Source organism: Roseovarius sp. MBR-51 (genome assembly GCF_053628575.1).
Genome location: NZ_JBRJGQ010000001.1, coordinates 100487 through 117292, shown reverse-complemented (window position 1 = coordinate 117292; position 16806 = coordinate 100487). Strand labels below are relative to the sequence as shown.

The window sequence follows — 16806 nt, the reverse complement described above, 5'->3', positions numbered from 1 at the left end:
CTTCAATCACGCAGGCTTTCTTCGCGCAGCCCATCCGCCAACAGATTGAGCCCCAGAACCAAAGACAACAGCGCAAAGGCCGGCGGCAGAGCGGGATGCAGATACATCGTCAGCAATTTGCGCCCGTCATTGATGGTGCTGCCCCAATCCGGGCTCTCGGGGCTGAGGCCCAGGCCAAAGAACCCCAATGTGCCCAAAAGGATCGTCGTATAGCCAATCCGCAGGCAGAAATCGACCAAGAGCGGCCCGCGCGCATTGGGCAAAATCTCCCAGAGCATGATATACCACGGCCGCTCACCCCGCGTCTGTGCTGCGGCCACATAGTCGCGCGTCTTGATGTCCATGGTCAGGCCGCGCACGATCCGGAACACCGTTGGAGAATTGACGAACACCACCGCCACGAACACCACCAGCAGATTGGGCGGAAAACTGACCAGTCCCAGCGGGTCAGCATCCCAGGCAATCCCGAGATAGAGCCAAAGACCGATCACCAGCGTGATCCCCACATAGACATTCCGCCGCGACGGCTGCGTGTGATAGCGCGAATTCCACAACAGCACCAGAAACACGATGGGAAAGAGAAACAGCACCGCCGCCATATAGACAGGAATCCCCGTCAGAACGATCTCGGGTGTGACCAGCAGATAAAACAGCAGGATCACCGGAAAGGCGAGGATCAGATTGGCCAAAAACGACAGGAACGTATCCAGCTTGCCGCCGTAATAGCCCGCAGGCAGCCCCAGCGTGATCCCAACCATAAAGGCAAAGAGGCTGGCAAAGGGCGCAATCTTGATCACCTCCCATGCGCCGACCACCATCCGGCTGAACACATCCCGCCCAAGGTTATCCCCGCCCAGCAGGTAATAGGGATAGGCATTCGGGTCCGGCGTGCCCATCAACTGAGTGAATGGCGTGCCCGGCCCCTTGTTCTTCATCGGGGCGGATTGCGCCAGAACGTCATGCGTCACGATCATGTCGAACCCACCGCCGAAAACGCCGGTGAACACCCAGAACATCACCATCGCATAGCCCACCATCCCAATCGGGCTGTCAAACAGCTTGCCATAAAGGCCCAGATGCCGCTTGAACGAGAATGACAGGACAAAGGTCACGATCAATGCGATCCAGACTGGCGTGAACTGCTCCAGCATGCGCAGGATGATGTCGCTCCAGCTCAGTGCGTCCATGGCCCCGATACTCCTTTAGCGAACGCTGATGCGCGGATTGAGATAGACGTAACCGATATCCGAGATCAGTTGCGTCACCAGAACGACCACCACAGAGATCACCGAAACCCCCAGCAGCAATTCAATGTCATTGTTCCCGGCCGCCTGCACCAGCGTCCAGCCAAAGCCCTTGTAGTTGAACAAGGTTTCAACAATCACGACGCCGTTCAATAGCCAGGGAAATTGCAGCATGATGACGGTAAATGGCGCAATCAGCGCATTCCGCAACGCATGTTTCATCACCACATTCGGAAAACTCACCCCCTTGAGGCGCGCAGTGCGGATGTATTGCGCCGTCATCACCTCGGCCATCGAGGCCCGCGTCATCCGCGCGATATACCCCATGCCATAGAGCGCAATGGTCAGCACCGGCAAAAAGAAATTCTCGAAATTCGCCCCATCCATCGCCGCCGTTGCCGTGCCCTTGAACCATTTGAGGCCCACAGCCGTGCTGGCAAACACCGCGATAAAGAGCACGCCCGACACATATTCCGGCGTCGCGGTCGTGGTGATGGCAATCGTCGACAGCGTCCGGTCGGTGCGCGACCCCTCGCGCATCCCCGCCAAAATCCCGAGGATGAGCGCAGACGGAACCATCAGCACCATCACCCAGAACATCAGCTTTCCAGTCAGCGCCAGCTTGTCGTTCAGGATCTTGCCCACATCCTCCCGAAACACGGTGGAATAGCCCCAATCCCCCTGAAGGATGCCACAGAATCGCGGGGCATCTTCGGGGGCGGTCCCGGCTTCGATACACTGCCCGCGTGTCACACCATCGCGATCCTCGATCACGAACCCCGGCACCACACCCAACCATTGCCCATATTTCACCGCCATCGGCTGCAAATACCCATTGCGGCCCAGATAGCTCGCCACCTCCTCATCGCTCATGCGGAAATCGCCCTGCGTCTTGGCGAGCTTTTCCAGATTGGGATAGAGGTTGGTCAGAAAGAAAACGATAAACGTCAGGCAGAGCGCCGTCAGGATCATGACCCCGACGCGACGCAGGATGAACATGGCCATAGTCGCCCCCTGTTGGCGTTTTCAATGACGCTAGTCGAGAGGGGGCAAGCGGTCCAGCATCATTTGCGACACCACCTTGGTAGAAAACGCCCCCGGCCCTGTTCAGACGGGGGCGCAGTCCTTCAGATCAAGGATTTGGGGTCAACCGTCGCAATCCCCAGCGCCTCGCCCACGGCGGCATAGGTCAACTGACCGGCATGCACATTCAACCCGTTCAGCAAATGCGCGTCATCGGCACAGGCCTGTTTCCAGCCCTTGTCGGCCAGCGCCAGCATGAAGGGCATCGTTGCATTGCCCAGCGCCAGCGTCGACGTCCGCGCCACGGCCCCCGGCATATTCGCCACGCAGTAATGCATGATCCCGTCGACCTCATAGATGGGGTCTTGGTGCGTCGTGGCGCGCGAGGTCTCAAAGCATCCGCCTTGGTCAATCGCCACATCCACCAGAACCGATCCCGGCTTCATCATCGGAAACTGATCCCGCCGCACCAGCTTGGGGGCGGCGGCACCGGGGATCAGCACAGCGCCAATCACCATATCCGCCAACGGCAACAGTTCCGCCAGCAAACCAGCCGAGGAATAGCCGGTCTTGAACGTCCCGCCAAACACGTCATCGAGATAGCGCAGACGCGGCAAGGAGCGATCAAGCACGGTCACATCCGCGCCCATGCCAGCGGCGATCTTGGCCGCATGCGTGCCCACGACACCGCCGCCGATCACGATCACCCGCGCCGGGCCCACACCGGGCACGCCGCCCATCAGCACGCCGCGCCCGCCATTAGCCTTTTGCAGCGTCCAAGCGCCCACTTGCGGGGCCAACCGCCCGGCCACCTCTGACATCGGTGCCAGCAGCGGCAGACCGCCCGCGCGATCCGTCACCGTTTCATAGGCAATGCAGGTCGCGCCAGAGGCCAGCAAATCCTTGGTCTGTTCCGGGTCCGGCGCCAGATGCAGATAGGTGAACAGAACCTGCCCCTCGCGCAGCATCTTGCGCTCGCCGGCCTGCGGTTCCTTGACCTTCACCACCATATCCGCCTGCGCGAAAATTTCCTTGGCGGTGCCGACGATCTTGGCCCCCGCCGCCTGATAGGCCGCGTCGTCAAACCCGGCCCCAAGGCCCGCGCCGGATTGGATCAGAACCTCGTGGCCATGGCCCACGGCCTCTTGGGCTGCGATGGGCGTGACGCCCACGCGAAATTCCTGCGGTTTGATTTCTGTTGGGCAACCGATTCTCATGTTATGCTTCTCCCTGTTTGATTTTGGGCGAATCCTGCACCGGATCGCGCGCAATGGGGTTGAAAAATCGCTCGCCTTCTACGGTATTTTGTGAATATCCTTCGGGATAATCGTGCTTAGTTGGAAAGGTATTGCGTCAATGTCCCTTGATCCGACAGATCGTCGCTTGTTGAACGTGCTTCAGCGACGCGGGCGCATTTCCAACGCAGACCTCGCCGAAGAGGTCAATCTGTCCGCCTCCGCCTGTCATAGACGCGTGCAGCGCCTCGAATCCGACGGCTACATCAAGGGCTATGTCGCCCTCCTTGACCCCCGCAAGATGGGCGTGCCCGCCACCATCTTTGTTGAAATCACCCTGACAACACAGGCCGACGACGTGCTGGATGCCTTTGAAAAAGCAGTCTCGCGCGTCCCTGACGTGCTCGAATGCCACCTCACCGCCGGCACCGCCGACTATATTCTCAAGGTCGTGGCCGAAGATACCGAGGATTTCGCCCGCATCCATCGCCAATACCTCACCCGTCTGCCCGGTGTCGCCAAGATGCAATCGAGCTTTGCGTTGCGCACCGTGTTCAAGACCACGGCCCTCCCGATCTAAGGGTGCCTAAAGCATCGCCATCCGCGCCACCGGCATCCGCGCGCCCACCACGCACCGCGCCTCGCGATAGGTCAGAATCGGGCGCGCGGCGCGATAGGGCGGCAGTCCCTCCGGCAGTTCAGCGCGCAAGAGCCCCGTCGCCACATCCCCCGGAAACAAGCTCTCACATGGGGCACCGCCCGCCGCGTCAAGCAGCGCGTGCCGCTCCAAGAGCAGGTGCACATAGGTCACGCGTGCAACAGGCGCCGCACGGATCGCCCGCCCCTCGATCATCGCCTTGGCGGGCACCAACACCACATGCGCGCCAAAGAGCAACTCTGCCATGGGGGACCAGATCATCACCCGATGCTGCGGCGAGAGCAGCAGTGTATCGCGATTGCCGATGCTCCCCGGCGCGAACCGCACCGGCGCATCCGCTCCAATACCCCGCACCACGCGCCGCCCAGCCCAGAGCACCCGCTGCGCCCCATCATCCCGCGTCTCTACCCTGTCACCGGGTTCCAGCGTCTCGACCCGCCGCGCGCCCTTGGGTGTGGCAATCCTCGTGCCCGCCGCAAAACAGACGAATTGATGGGTATAGCCGGTATTCTGGTCCGAAGTATAAAACCCGGGCGAAGCACCTTGGCTGAAATTCGACCAATACCAATTCTCCAAATCGAATTCCGGCGTCCACACGACCTGCGCCAACGCGCCATTCTCATCCAGACCCTCGAACACCACGATGCCGCCGCCGTTGGGTGCCAGATCGCTGCGCACGACGACGGCATCCTCCAACAGACCGCCCCCGCCATTGCCGGTCCAGCTTACTGTATAGCTTTCTCCAATCTGAAAGAGGTTGGGATTGGCATCCCCCTCATGCGAGGTGACAAGCAGATCGAATGTGCCATTAGGCGGATAATCAAAGGTCGATGTCCCCGACCCAGTGTTGACATTGCCGCCCGTCGCCACCGCGAATTCGTTATCGAGGCCCTCAAAAGTCTTGACCATGCTGCGCCGCTCCTTTGCGGCACCTTGGGTCAGAGACTATGAAACGCGGCCTAACGGCCCCGCTCTATTTGCCTAGAATTGCAGGCAATCCGGCCCTCACCAATCCATCACCACCTTGCCCGAATTGCCCGAAATCATCGCGGCAAAGCCTTGCTCGAAATCATCAATCCCGATCCGGTGGGTGATAAGACCCGACACATCGAGCCCCGATTGCACCAGCGCAATCATCTTGTACCAGGTCTCGAACATCTCGCGGCCATAGATGCCCTTGATATGCAGCATCTTGAAGATCACCGCGTTCCAATCCACCGCAAACTCCGTCGGCGCAATCCCCAACAGCGCCAGCTTGCCGCCATTGTTCATCCGCGCGATCATCTGCTGCATGGCCGGGGCAGCCCCCGACATCTCAAGCCCCACGTCAAAGCCTTCGGTCATGCCGATCTCTGCCATCACATCGCGCAGCTGCTCGCGGCCCACATCGACCACGTGCTGCACCCCCATTCGCCGCGCCAGATCGAGGCGATAGGGGTTGATATCAGTGATCACCACCTTGCGCGCGCCCACCTTTTGCGCGACCAGCGCGCCCATGATGCCGATGGGTCCGGCCCCCGTGACCAGCACGTCCTCGCCCACCAGATCAAAGCTGAGCGCGGTATGCACCGCATTGCCAAAGGGATCGAAAATCGCCGCGATTTCATCGGGAATATCTTCGGGGATCGGCACCACGTTCATCTCGGGAATACAAACATATTCGGCAAAGCTGCCGGGCCGATGCACGCCCACTCCCTTGGTGTTACGGCAGAGATGCCCCCGCCCCGCGCGACAATTCCGGCAGGTGCCGCAGACGATATGCCCCTCGCCGCTCACCCGTTGTCCGATCTTGTACTTCACCGCCGCAGGCCCGGTATCGACGATCTCGCCGACGAATTCATGCCCCACCACCATCGGCACCGGCACGGTCTTGGCCGAAAACTCATCCCATTTCCAGATATGCACATCGGTGCCGCAAATGGCGGATTTCTTCACCTTGATCAGCACATCCGACGGCCCCACCTCGGGCACCGGCACATACTCCATCCACAGCCCCGGCTCCGCCTTGGCCTTGACCAGCGCCTTCATCTCGTTCTGCATCAGATCACTCCCAATTCGCGGCCCACGGTGCCAAAGGCGTCAATCGCCCGGTCCAGCATCTCGCGGCTCAGCCCGGCGCTCATTTGCGTTCTGATCCGGTCCTGCCCCTTGGGCACCACCGGGAAACTGAAGGCGGTCACATAGACGCCCCGCGTGTTCAGCCGTGCCGCCATCTCCTGCGCCAGTTTCGGATCGCGCAGCATCACCGGAATGATCGCGTGTTCGCCGGGCAAAAGCTCAAATCCGAGCGTGCTCATCCGGTCCCGGAAATAGGCTGCATTCTCCCAGAGCCGCGTGCGCCGCTCCGCGCCGTCCTCCAGCATGTCAAACACCCTGAGCGAGGCCCCCGCAATCACCGGCGCCAGCGTGTTGGAAAACAGATAGGGGCGCGAGCGTTGCCGCAGCCAATCCACCACCTGCGCGCTCGCCGCCGTATAGCCGCCCGAGGCCCCGCCCAGCGCCTTGCCCAGCGTGCCGGTCATGATATCCACCCGGTTCATCACCCCGAACCGTTCCGGCGTGCCGCGCCCAGTCTCGCCGACAAACCCGGTGGCATGGCAGTCATCCACCATCACCATCGCATCATAGCGCGCGGCCAGATCGCAAATCTCATCCAAGGGCGCGTAAGTCCCATCCATCGAGAACACGCCATCCGTGGCAATCAGCCGATGTCGCGCCCCCCGCGCCTCACGCAAACACCGCTCCAGATCAGCCATGTCACGATTGGCATAGCGATAGCGCTCCGCCTTGCAGAGCCGGATACCGTCGATGATGCTCGCATGGTTGAGCGCATCGCTGATGATCGCATCTTCCGGCCCCAAAATGGTCTCGAACAACCCGGTATTGGCATCAAAGGCCGCCGCATAGAGAATCGCATCTTCCTTGCCCAGAAACCCGGCAATCCGCGCCTCCAGCTCTTTATGCTCTTCCTGCGTGCCACAGATGAACCGCACGCTCGCCATGCCGAACCCGTAGCGATCCAGCGCGCCATGCGCCGCCGCGATCACCTCCGGGTTATCCGCCAGCCCGAGATAGTTGTTGGCGCAGAGGTTCACCACGCCGCGCCCATCCGCCAGCCGCACTTCGCCCGCCTGCATCGAGGCAATCACCCGCTCGCTCTTGTAGAGACCCTCGGCGCGCAGGCCGTCCAGCCGCTCCGCCATATCAGTGTCAAATCGATCTGCCGCTGTCATGTCGCCCTCCCTTTCAGTGTTCCCGAAATACTCCGGGGGAGTCGCCCATCGGGCGACGGGGGTCGCGCCCCCACCCTTCAAACGGCAATTCTTGGCCGTCCACTCGCCTCTACCACGATTTCCGCCTCCAGAAATACCCGCCTCGCCTCGGCCTGCGCCTCTTTCACGGCGCGCCGCGCTGTCACATGGATGTCGACCGCCCCGGCCGCTTCGGCCTCGGCCTGCGCTTCGGCCCTGAGCACCGCCTCCAACGCCGCCATGGCGACCTCTGATGCGGCATAGTCCACTGGCCCGCTCTCCAGATGCACGCGGTATTTGCCCTCGGACGGCGATGTCACGGTACCGCCTCGCCGGATCGTGACCCGGCCCACCACCGCGCCAATCGCATTGGCCACGCCACCATGCGCGGGCAGGATCATTTCGCATCCCAGCCGGTCGCCCACCGCGCCATAATAGCTCGCCGCAGAGGCGCCCAGCCCGATCACCGGCACCGCCAGCCCGCTCTCGATCCGCACCAGACCGCGATGCCCATCAAGACCCTTTTGCATCAGCACATGCTCTGCCAGCGCCGCCGGCGAGAGGCCAAAATCCATCTCTTCTTCGGCAAAAGCAGTCTCTAACAAAGCCAAACTTGTCTGATGCGTCAACCGATCCACGATCATCCGCGCCAAATGCTCCGGCCCGTCGGCCAGCCTGTTGCCCGATCCTGTCCGCTTGCGCGCCACCAGTTCCAGCGCCATGCGCGCGGCCTCAGCATCCCAACTGTCCAATCCGCCCAGCACATGGCTTGCGTCGGATGGCGTGATGCCCGCGACCTGCACCAGTCCCCGGCGCACCAGACGTGTCAGCGCCGCGCCATCCATCCGCGTCTTGAGCACTTTGCCCACGGGGCGCACATCGTCCCCAATCCGGCCCAACAGAGCCTCTTCGCGCTCGCCAAGGCCTCCGGCCTCGATCCCCGACACCGCGCGCACGAACCGCGCGTCATGCTCACCGGGGGCCGCTGCGCGCAATTGTTCCTCCAGCACGCCATGCACCGCCTCGCGCGCCTCTGCCGCCATCAGACTCACCGGCACCACGCGCCGCGGCCCAAGGGTCACGCCCCCTTCCAGCCCCTCGTCGCGCACATGCACCTCGCTGTCGCCACCCAGACCAAAGGTCCGCATCGCGACCGCCTCGACCATGGTGCGCCATGGGCCGACCCGCGCGCCTTCGGGGTCGATCGCCGGTCGTCCCTCGCGTAGCACCGCCACATCGGTCGTCGTCCCACCAATATCCGACACCAGCGCATGCTCCGCCCCGGTCAACCAGCGCGCGCCCACAATGCTTGCCGCAGGTCCGCTCAGGATCGTCTCGATGGGCCGTTCCCGCGCCTGATCCGCACTGATCAGCGCCCCATCGCCCCGCACCACCATCAGCGGCGCGTGGATGCCCAACTCGCGCAGTTTGCCCTCTGCCCGGTCGATCAACCGCGCGATCATCCCGATCAGCCGCGCATTAAGCAGCGCGGTCAGCGCCCGTTTCGGTCCGTTGAGCTTGGCCGACAGATGATGCGACAGGCTCACAGGCCGCCCCGTGACCGCGCGGATCATCTCTGCTGCCGCCAATTCATGCGCGGGATTACGAGTGGCAAAGAGCGAGGCCACCGCATAGGCCTCAGCCCCTGTTCCAGTCTCTAACCAAGCCAAAAGCGCGTCTTTATCCAACGGCACCGCCTCGCCCCCAGCGTGGTTGTGGCCGCCTGTAAGCACAATCGCCGGATCACCGCCCAAGGCTTCGGCCAGCCCATGCGCCTGCAAATCCGCCGCGCGAAATCCGATATAGACAAGTCCCGCACGCCCGCCTTGCCCTTCCACCAACGCATTGGTCGCCAAAGTGGTCGAGAGCGAGGCCAGACCGATATCGGCCACATCGGCACCGCTCTCGCGCAGCACGGCCTCGACCGCAGCCCCGATTCCAATCGCCAGATCAGCCCGTGTCGTCAGCGCCTTGGCGCTCGCGATCACCTCGCGCTCATCCCGGATCAGCACGGCATCGGTATAGGTGCCGCCCGTGTCCACGCCCAACAACAACGCCATCTGCCTGCCCTCTTTGCCTATCAGGCTAGGGGTGTAGCGGGTTTCACGCGCGATGCCAGCCCGTTTGCGTCACGATCCAGTCGCAGCACGGCCCAGCGCGCCGCATCCGCCACCGCCGCATCGGCATCCTCGCACTGCGCTTGCGCCACGCCGCGCAGGGACGCATCGCCGGAATTGCCAATCGCATAGAGCACATTGCGCAGAAACCTGTCGCGCCCGATCCGCTTGATGGGGCTTCCGGAAAACCGCGCGCGAAACGCCAAGTCGTCCAGCGCTGCCAGCTCCGCCAGCGGTGGAGTCACCAGATCCGCGCGCGCGTGATACTTCACCTCGCGCGCGGCAACGGCAAACTTGTTCCACGGACAGACCGCCAGACAATCGTCACAGCCATAGATCCGATTACCCAAACCGGCGCGCAAATGCTCATCCACCGGCCCCTTATGCTCGATCGTCAGATAGGAAATGCAGCGCCGCGCGTCCAATTGATAGGGTGCAGGAAACGCATCGGTCGGACAGATGTCGAGACAGGCGCGACAGGACCCACAATGATCGACTTCCGCCGGATCAGTCTCTAAGTCCAATGTCGTGAACACGGACCCAAGGAAGAACCAGCTTCCCAACTCGCGGCTCACCAGATTGGTGTGCTTGCCCTGCCACCCGACTCCTGCCGCCTGTCCCAGCGGCTTTTCGGGTACGGGGGCCGTGTCCACAAACACCTTCACCTCTCCACCGCCCGCCTCGATCAACCACCGCGCCAGCCGCTTCAATCGCTTCTTGACCGTATCGTGATAGTCTCTGTTGCGTGCATAAACCGAGATATTGCCACAATCCCGCCGCGCCAGCCCCGCCAGCGGATCGCCCTCTGGCGTATAGCTCTCTCCCAGCATGATCACCGTCCGCGCCTCGGGCCAGAGCACCTCAGGCGCGCCGCGCCATTCGCTGCGCTCCGCGAGCCACCCCATCTGCCCGTGATAGCCCCGCGCCAGAAACGCCGCCAACCGCTCCGGCACATGCCCCACATCCGACGGACGACACAGCCGACAGGCGTCAAACCCTTCGGCGCGCGCCTGCGAAACCAGTCTCTGTTTCAGCCCATTATTCATCATGCCGGCAAATACTCCGGGGTGAATTGGCCGCAGGCCAAGCGGGGCAGCGCCCCTGAGTCATGTCGCATGTTCGAGTAGCTCAAAACCGGTTCCCACTTTTGAGCAACCTGCTTTGTCAAAAATCCAGATCGGCATAATGCGGGGGCGGCGGGAATCCCGGCACCTGATCCGCGAGAATCCCCCGGAACGCCGGGCGCGACTTGATCTTGGCATACCAATCCTTGACCGCCTCGCTGCGGGTCCAATCCACATCGCTGATGTAATCCAGCGCGCTCAGATGCGCCGCAGCGGCAAAATCCGCCAGCGTCATGACATCTCCGGCCAACCACCGGCGATGATCCAGGAGCCACGCCATGTAATCCAGATGGTATTTGACCGCCCGCGCCCCATCCTTGACATTGCGACTGTCGGGAAAGCCCAGCTTCATCACCTTCTTGTTGACCCGCTCATAGACCAGCTTGCTCGTCACTTCGCGGTGAAACTTGTCGTCAAACCACCCGACCAGCCGCCGCACCTCATAGCGCGCATCGGTGCCCTTGGGCATCAACGACGGTTCGGGATATTTCTCCTCGAGATACTCACAGATTGCCGCGCTCTCCGACATGGTCTTGCCGTCGATCTTGAGCACGGGCACCTTACCGGCCGGGTTCCGACGCAAGAAATCCGGGTCCTGCTCCCAATAGCGCTCCTCGACCAACTCGCATTCGATCCGCTTTTCGGCCAGGCTCAGCCGCACTTTGCGACAATAGGGCGACAGGGGAACGTGATAGAGTTTGGCCATGGAAAATCACACCTTGGGTCTTGGGGGTTACCCCTCAATGCCCCCTTTGGCCGCGATTTTCAATCCTCGAAACAGGCGGCCCGCCCGTCTCGGTCAATCGTCGCCGCCCCGTCCAGAATTCCAGCCGCCCGGTTGCGCAAGGCTTGCGACGGCTTTGACGCGGATCGCCCCTTGGGATCGGGCAAAACCGCCGCCAGCCGCGCGGCCTGAACCGCGTTCAGGTCTTGGGCGCTCACGCCGAAATAATGCTGCGCCGCCGCCTCAATGCCAAACACACCCTCATCGAATTCCGCCACGTTGAGATAGACCTCGATGATCCGCCGCTTGGACCAGACCGTCTCGACCACCGGCGTAAGGCTGGCCTCCAGCGCCTTGCGCAGCCAATTGCGCCCATGCCAGAGATACACATTCTTGATCACCTGCTGGCTTAGGGTCGAGGCACCCCGCCCTGATCCTTCGGCAATCGCAGTGCGAATCGCGGCCATGTCAAAGCCCCAGTGCTGACAGAAATTCGCATCCTCCGCCGCCACCAGAGAGCGCGCCATCACAGGCGCTATCCGCGCCATTGGCACCCAGTCGCGCGCGATTGTGCCCAACCGTCGCTCTTCCTGTCCCATGTAATAGGTCTTGGGCGGCTCGATTTCCCGATGCACGGCAATGACGCCCAGCATGATCAAGACGGCCACCACAGCCACACGCCATGCCCACCGCAACAGCCATGCTGTCGGGTTCAATCGTGCCGTGCTTCGCGAAGCACTTGATTTGCGCGCCCGTGCCATGACTCTGCTATAGCGACACCGCGCGCGCAGCAAAACCCGTTTGGCAGCGCTGGCCCGATTTCTTGCAGAGAAACCGGGCCGCAACAGGCTCTATTCTGCCGGAATCGGCTCTGGCACCACACCCAAAGGATGGCTCAGCTTGTTAAGCATCTCCTTGGGGCAAAGCTGGATGAAATTTACCCGCTCCTGATCCCAGTATTGCAGGATATCCTGCCCACAACGGCTTCCGGTCTCGGCCACATGCCGCTCGATCAGCCCTTTCAACTCGGCCTCCCAATGCGGCTCTGTTACGGCGCAACTCACCAATGTCTCGCCATTGACCAGGGCCGGAGCGCGACCTTGCGGATCATAGAGATAGGCCATGCCACCGGTCATCCCGGCCCCAAAATTGGCCCCGATATCGCCCAGAATCACCGCCACACCGCCGGTCATGTATTCACAGCCGTTGCTGCCACAGCCCTCGATCACCACCTTCGCACCCGAGTTGCGCACGGCAAACCGCTCGCCTGCGCGCCCGGCGGCAAAGAGATACCCATCGGTCGCGCCATAGAGCACGGTATTGCCGATGATCGTGTTCTGCGATGCCACCAGCGGGCTTGCCATCGGCGGACGCACCACGATGGTTCCCCCCGAGAGACCCTTGCCAACGTAATCATTGGCATCGCCCGAAACTTCGATCTTCAGCCCCGGCGCGGCAAAGGCACCCAGCGATTGCCCCGCACTCCCCGTCAGTTTCACCGTCAGGTGATCCGGTTGCAGGCTGTTGCGCATGCCAAACTTGCGCACGATATGGCTCGATACCCGCGTGCCCACCGTCCGATGCGTATTCTGCACCGCATAATGCAACTGCATCTTTTCGCCATCGTTGAGGAACCGCTGTGCATCTCGCACGATTTCCGCATCAAGGGTATCGGGCACTTCGTTGCGCGGACGCAACCGGTCATAGCGCTGATCCTTGGCCCCATCGACGGTGATCAGCATCGGGTTGAGATCCAGATCGTCCAGATGCGCCGACCCACGGCTGACCTGCGTCAACAGATCCGCGCGCCCGATCACGTCATCCAGACTGCGCGCACCGATGCTGGCCAGAATCTCCCGCACTTCCTGCGCGTAGAAGGTGATGAGGTTCACCACCTTCTCGGCATTGCCGGTAAACTTGGCGCGCAGCGCCTCGTCCTGCGTGCAGACGCCCACGGGACAGGTATTGCTCTGGCACTGACGCACCATGATACAGCCCATGGCGATCAGCGCGGCGGTGCCGATGCCGTATTCCTCGGCCCCCATCATCGCCGCCATGACGATATCACGACCCGTGCGCAGACCCCCATCGGTGCGCAGCGTGATCCGCTCGCGCAGATTGTTCATGCTCAGCACCTGATGCGCCTCGGTCAGCCCCATCTCCCACGGCAGACCCGCGTATTTGATGCTTGTCGCGGGACTTGCGCCCGTACCGCCATTATGCCCGGAAATCAGGATCACATCCGCCTTGGCCTTGGCCACACCGGCGGCAATCGTGCCCACACCGGATTGCGCCACCAGCTTGACGCAGACCTTGACGTTGGGATTGATCTGCTTGAGGTCATAGATGAGCTGCGCCAGATCCTCGATGCTGTAAATATCGTGATGCGGCGGCGGGCTGATCAGCATGACACCTTCGGTCGAATGCCGCAGCCGCGCAATCAGCTTGGTCACTTTCATGCCCGGCAACTGCCCGCCCTCACCGGGCTTGGCCCCTTGGGCGACCTTGATCTCCAACTCCTCGCAATTGTTGAGATATTCCGCTGTCACTCCAAAGCGACCGCTCGCCACCTGCTTGATCTTGGCCGACGGGTTGTCGCCATTCGCCTCCGGCGTGAAATGCGCCGGATCTTCACCGCCCTCGCCACTGTCCGAGCGCGCCCCGATCCGGTTCATCGCCACGTTGAGCGTCTTGTGCGCCTCGGGGCTCAGCGCCCCTAGGGACATGCCCGGCGTGACAAACCGCTTGCGGATCGCCGTCACGCTCTCGACCTCTTCAATCGGGATCGCCTTGCCCATTGGCTTGATCGCCATCAGATCGCGCAGATGGATCGGCGGATTGGCCTGCATCGCGGCGCTATACCGCTTCCAGAGCTCATAGCTCGCGTTGTTGCACGCGGTTTGCAGGATATGCATCGTCTGCGCGCCCCAGGCGTGGGTTTCGCCAGATTTCCGCGCCTTGTAGAATCCGCCGATCGGCAGAATATCCTGCCCTCCGACATAGGCGCGCCCATGCACCTCTTCCAGCTTGGCCTGGATCCCCGACACACCGATACCGCTGATCCGGCTGGTCAGACCGGGGAAGTACTCCGCGCACATGGCGCGGCTCAGCCCCACCGCCTCGAAATTTAGACCACCGCGATAGGAGGAAATCACCGAAATCCCCATCTTCGACATGATTTTCAAGAGACCCTGATCAATCGCCAAGCGATACCGCGCCACCGCCTCGGTCAGGCTGCCGTCGATCAGGCCGCGTGCGATCCGGTCGGCAATGCTGTCCTCAGCCAGATAGGCATTGACCACCGTCGCCCCGGCACCGATCAGCACCGCAAAATAATGTGGGTCGATACATTCGGCCGACCGCACATTCAGGCTTGAAAACGTCCGCAATCCCTTGCGTGTCAGGTGGCTATGCACCGCACTCGTCGCCAGAATCATCGGCATGCCAACCCGGCTCTCACCTTGGTTCTGATCCGTCAGGATCAGATGCCCGGTGCCCGAACGGATGGCATCCTCTGCCTCGGCCCGAATCCGCTCCAGCCCCTCTTGCAGGGCGTTCTTGCCGGGCGCAAAGGTACAGTCGATCTCAGTCACATCGGCGTTGAACTGTTTGATCATCTCCGCCCATTGGGCATTGCCCACGAACGGACTTTCCAGCACCAGAATTTCGGTCTGCGCGCTTGACTCGTCCAGTACGTTCTTGAGATTGCCGAACCGCGTCTTGAGGCTCATCACCCGATATTCGCGCAAGCTGTCAATCGGCGGGTTCGTCACCTGGCTAAAGTTCTGCCGGAAAAAATGGCTCAGTGGACGATATTGCTTGGACAGCACAGCGCTCGGCGTGTCGTCGCCCATGCTCGCCACCGCTTCTTTGCCATCCTCGGCCATTGGGGCCAGGATTTGCTCCAGCTCTTCGATACTATAGCCCGCCGCGATCTGCCGCTTGCGCAGCTCCGCCCCGGAATAGATCGGCGCTTCGCTCACCACCGCCAGCGCCTCGTCCAATTCGTTGATCTTGCCGACCCACTCGCCAAAGGGCTGCGCATTGGCCAGCCGGTTCTTGATCTCCGAATCGTGATAAAGCTTGCCCTCGGCCATATCCACGGCAAGCATCTGCCCCGGCCCAAGCGCACCCTTTTCCTTGACCGTGCGTTCGTCGATCGGCACCATTCCCGCCTCAGACCCGGCAATCACAAGACCGTCACCGGTCACCACATAGCGCATCGGGCGCAGCCCGTTGCGGTCAAGCCCGGCGCAAACCCAACGACCATCGGTCATCGCAAGCGCAGCCGGACCGTCCCAAGGCTCCATCACCGAATTGCAATAAGAATACATATCCCGCCACGCCTGCGGCAGCTCCTCGGCCTGCTTGGACCACGACTCGGGCACCAGCATGGTCTTGGCCATCGGCGCAGACCGTCCGGCGCGCACCAGCACCTCGAACACCGCATCCAGCGCGGCACTGTCGCTTGAACCTTGCGGGATGATCGGCTTGATATCCTCTGCCAGATCACCAAAGGCCCCGCTTGCCATGCGAATCTCATGGCTTTTCATCCAGTTGGTATTGCCCTTGAGCGTGTTGATCTCACCGTTATGCGCCAGCATGCGGAACGGCTGCGCCAGCCACCATTGCGGGAATGTGTTGGTCGAATAGCGCTGGTGATAGATCGCAAAGGCGCTCTTGAACCGCTCGTCCATCAGATCGGGATAGAACACCGCCACCTGCTCGGCCAGCATCATCCCCTTGTAGATGATGCTGCGGCAACTCAGGCTTGCCATGTAGAATCCCATGATCCCAGCCGCCTGCACTGCCTTTTCAATCCGGCGGCGGATGACATACAACTCGCGCTCGAATGTTTCCTCATCCAATCCCTTGGCATCCGAAATCAGGATCTGCTCGATCTCGGGCCGGGTCGCGTTGGCCTTGTCCCCCAGACAGGAAATATCCACCGGCACATGCCGCCAGCCATAGATCGTGTGACCCATGCGCAGCACTTCAGTTTCCACGATGGTCCGGCACTGTTCCTGCGCGCCGAAATTGGTGCGCGGCAAGAACACCTGACCGACAGCAACCAAACGGCTCTCGTCGGGTTCATGCCCGGTGCGGCGAATCTGATCGTAAAAGAACGGCACAGGGATTTGCACATGAATGCCCGCGCCATCGCCGGTCTTGCCATCGGCGTCGACAGCGCCCCGGTGCCAGATCGCCTTGAGCGCGTTTATCCCTGCCTCGACCACGCGACGCGACGGTTGGCCATCAATCGACACCACAAGACCAACACCGCAAGAGGAATGCTCCTCTTCATGGGCATACATCCCGTTCTCGGCCATCCAGTCGCGCTTGGCCTCTTCTTTGGCGGCCCAGTTGCTATCGAAGTTTGACATCGCAATCACTCCTCATCCTGCGCCGCGGCGCATCCGTTTTATTCTT

Annotated in this window: 12 protein-coding genes; 1 reads left to right on the top strand and 11 read right to left on the bottom strand. The window is 61.8% G+C overall.

Going from position 1 to position 16806, the window contains the following annotated elements; all coding sequences use genetic code 11:
• Positions 1-2 precede the first annotated feature (2 nt).
• The 3 genes from ACSSVY_RS00580 to ald all read right to left on the bottom strand — a co-directional run bounded on the left by ACSSVY_RS00580 (position 3) and on the right by ald (position 3484).
• On the bottom strand, positions 3-1187 hold the full coding sequence (locus ACSSVY_RS00580; RefSeq protein WP_454267431.1) for an ABC transporter permease: 1185 nt from the start codon (positions 1185-1187) through the stop codon (positions 3-5).
• Between the two features lie 15 nt (positions 1188-1202).
• Entirely contained in the window at positions 1203-2249 is a 1047-nt protein-coding gene (locus tag ACSSVY_RS00575; protein WP_009816888.1) for an ABC transporter permease, read from the bottom strand.
• 122 nt (positions 2250-2371) lie between these two features.
• Complete coding sequence (ald, locus tag ACSSVY_RS00570) at positions 2372-3484, bottom strand: alanine dehydrogenase (protein ID WP_454267430.1); 1113 nt, start codon at positions 3482-3484, stop codon at positions 2372-2374.
• Between the two features lie 139 nt (positions 3485-3623).
• Here ald and ACSSVY_RS00565 point away from each other — a divergent pair, with 139 nt between their 5' ends.
• Positions 3624-4082, top strand: coding sequence for an Lrp/AsnC family transcriptional regulator (locus ACSSVY_RS00565; RefSeq protein ID WP_009816885.1), 459 nt, complete (start codon positions 3624-3626; stop codon positions 4080-4082).
• A 6-nt stretch (positions 4083-4088) separates the two neighbouring features.
• On the opposite strand, the gene ACSSVY_RS00560 is transcribed toward ACSSVY_RS00565, so the two are convergent.
• The 8 genes from ACSSVY_RS00560 to gltB form a co-directional block, all read right to left on the bottom strand.
• Positions 4089-5069, bottom strand: coding sequence for a Hint domain-containing protein (locus ACSSVY_RS00560; protein ID WP_454267429.1), 981 nt, complete (start codon positions 5067-5069; stop codon positions 4089-4091).
• A gap of 96 nt (positions 5070-5165) precedes the next feature.
• Entirely contained in the window at positions 5166-6188 is a 1023-nt protein-coding gene (gene tdh / locus ACSSVY_RS00555) for an L-threonine 3-dehydrogenase (protein WP_454267820.1), read from the bottom strand.
• Positions 6189-6199: 11 nt separating this feature from the next.
• Complete coding sequence (locus ACSSVY_RS00550; RefSeq protein ID WP_454267428.1) at positions 6200-7393, bottom strand: glycine C-acetyltransferase; 1194 nt, start codon at positions 7391-7393, stop codon at positions 6200-6202.
• A gap of 77 nt (positions 7394-7470) precedes the next feature.
• Positions 7471-9471, bottom strand: coding sequence for a hydantoinase/oxoprolinase N-terminal domain-containing protein (locus ACSSVY_RS00545; protein WP_454267427.1), 2001 nt, complete (start codon positions 9469-9471; stop codon positions 7471-7473).
• A gap of 20 nt (positions 9472-9491) precedes the next feature.
• Positions 9492-10574, bottom strand: a complete 1083-nt coding sequence (gene queG / locus ACSSVY_RS00540; protein ID WP_454267819.1) for a tRNA epoxyqueuosine(34) reductase QueG — start codon at positions 10572-10574, stop codon at positions 9492-9494.
• A 118-nt stretch (positions 10575-10692) separates the two neighbouring features.
• Positions 10693-11358: an FtsZ-binding protein FzlA gene (gene fzlA / locus ACSSVY_RS00535; RefSeq protein ID WP_009816879.1), complete on the bottom strand. Its 666-nt coding sequence runs from the start codon at positions 11356-11358 to the stop codon at positions 10693-10695.
• 59 nt (positions 11359-11417) lie between these two features.
• A complete protein-coding gene (gene mtgA, locus ACSSVY_RS00530; protein ID WP_454267426.1) occupies positions 11418-12137 on the bottom strand; it encodes a monofunctional biosynthetic peptidoglycan transglycosylase in 720 nt (239 codons plus the stop codon).
• 90 nt (positions 12138-12227) lie between these two features.
• The gene (gltB, locus tag ACSSVY_RS00525) at positions 12228-16760 is read right to left on the bottom strand and encodes a glutamate synthase large subunit (RefSeq protein WP_454267425.1); all 4533 of its coding nucleotides are present in this window, start codon (positions 16758-16760) and stop codon (positions 12228-12230) included.
• Positions 16761-16806: the final 46 nt, after the last annotated feature.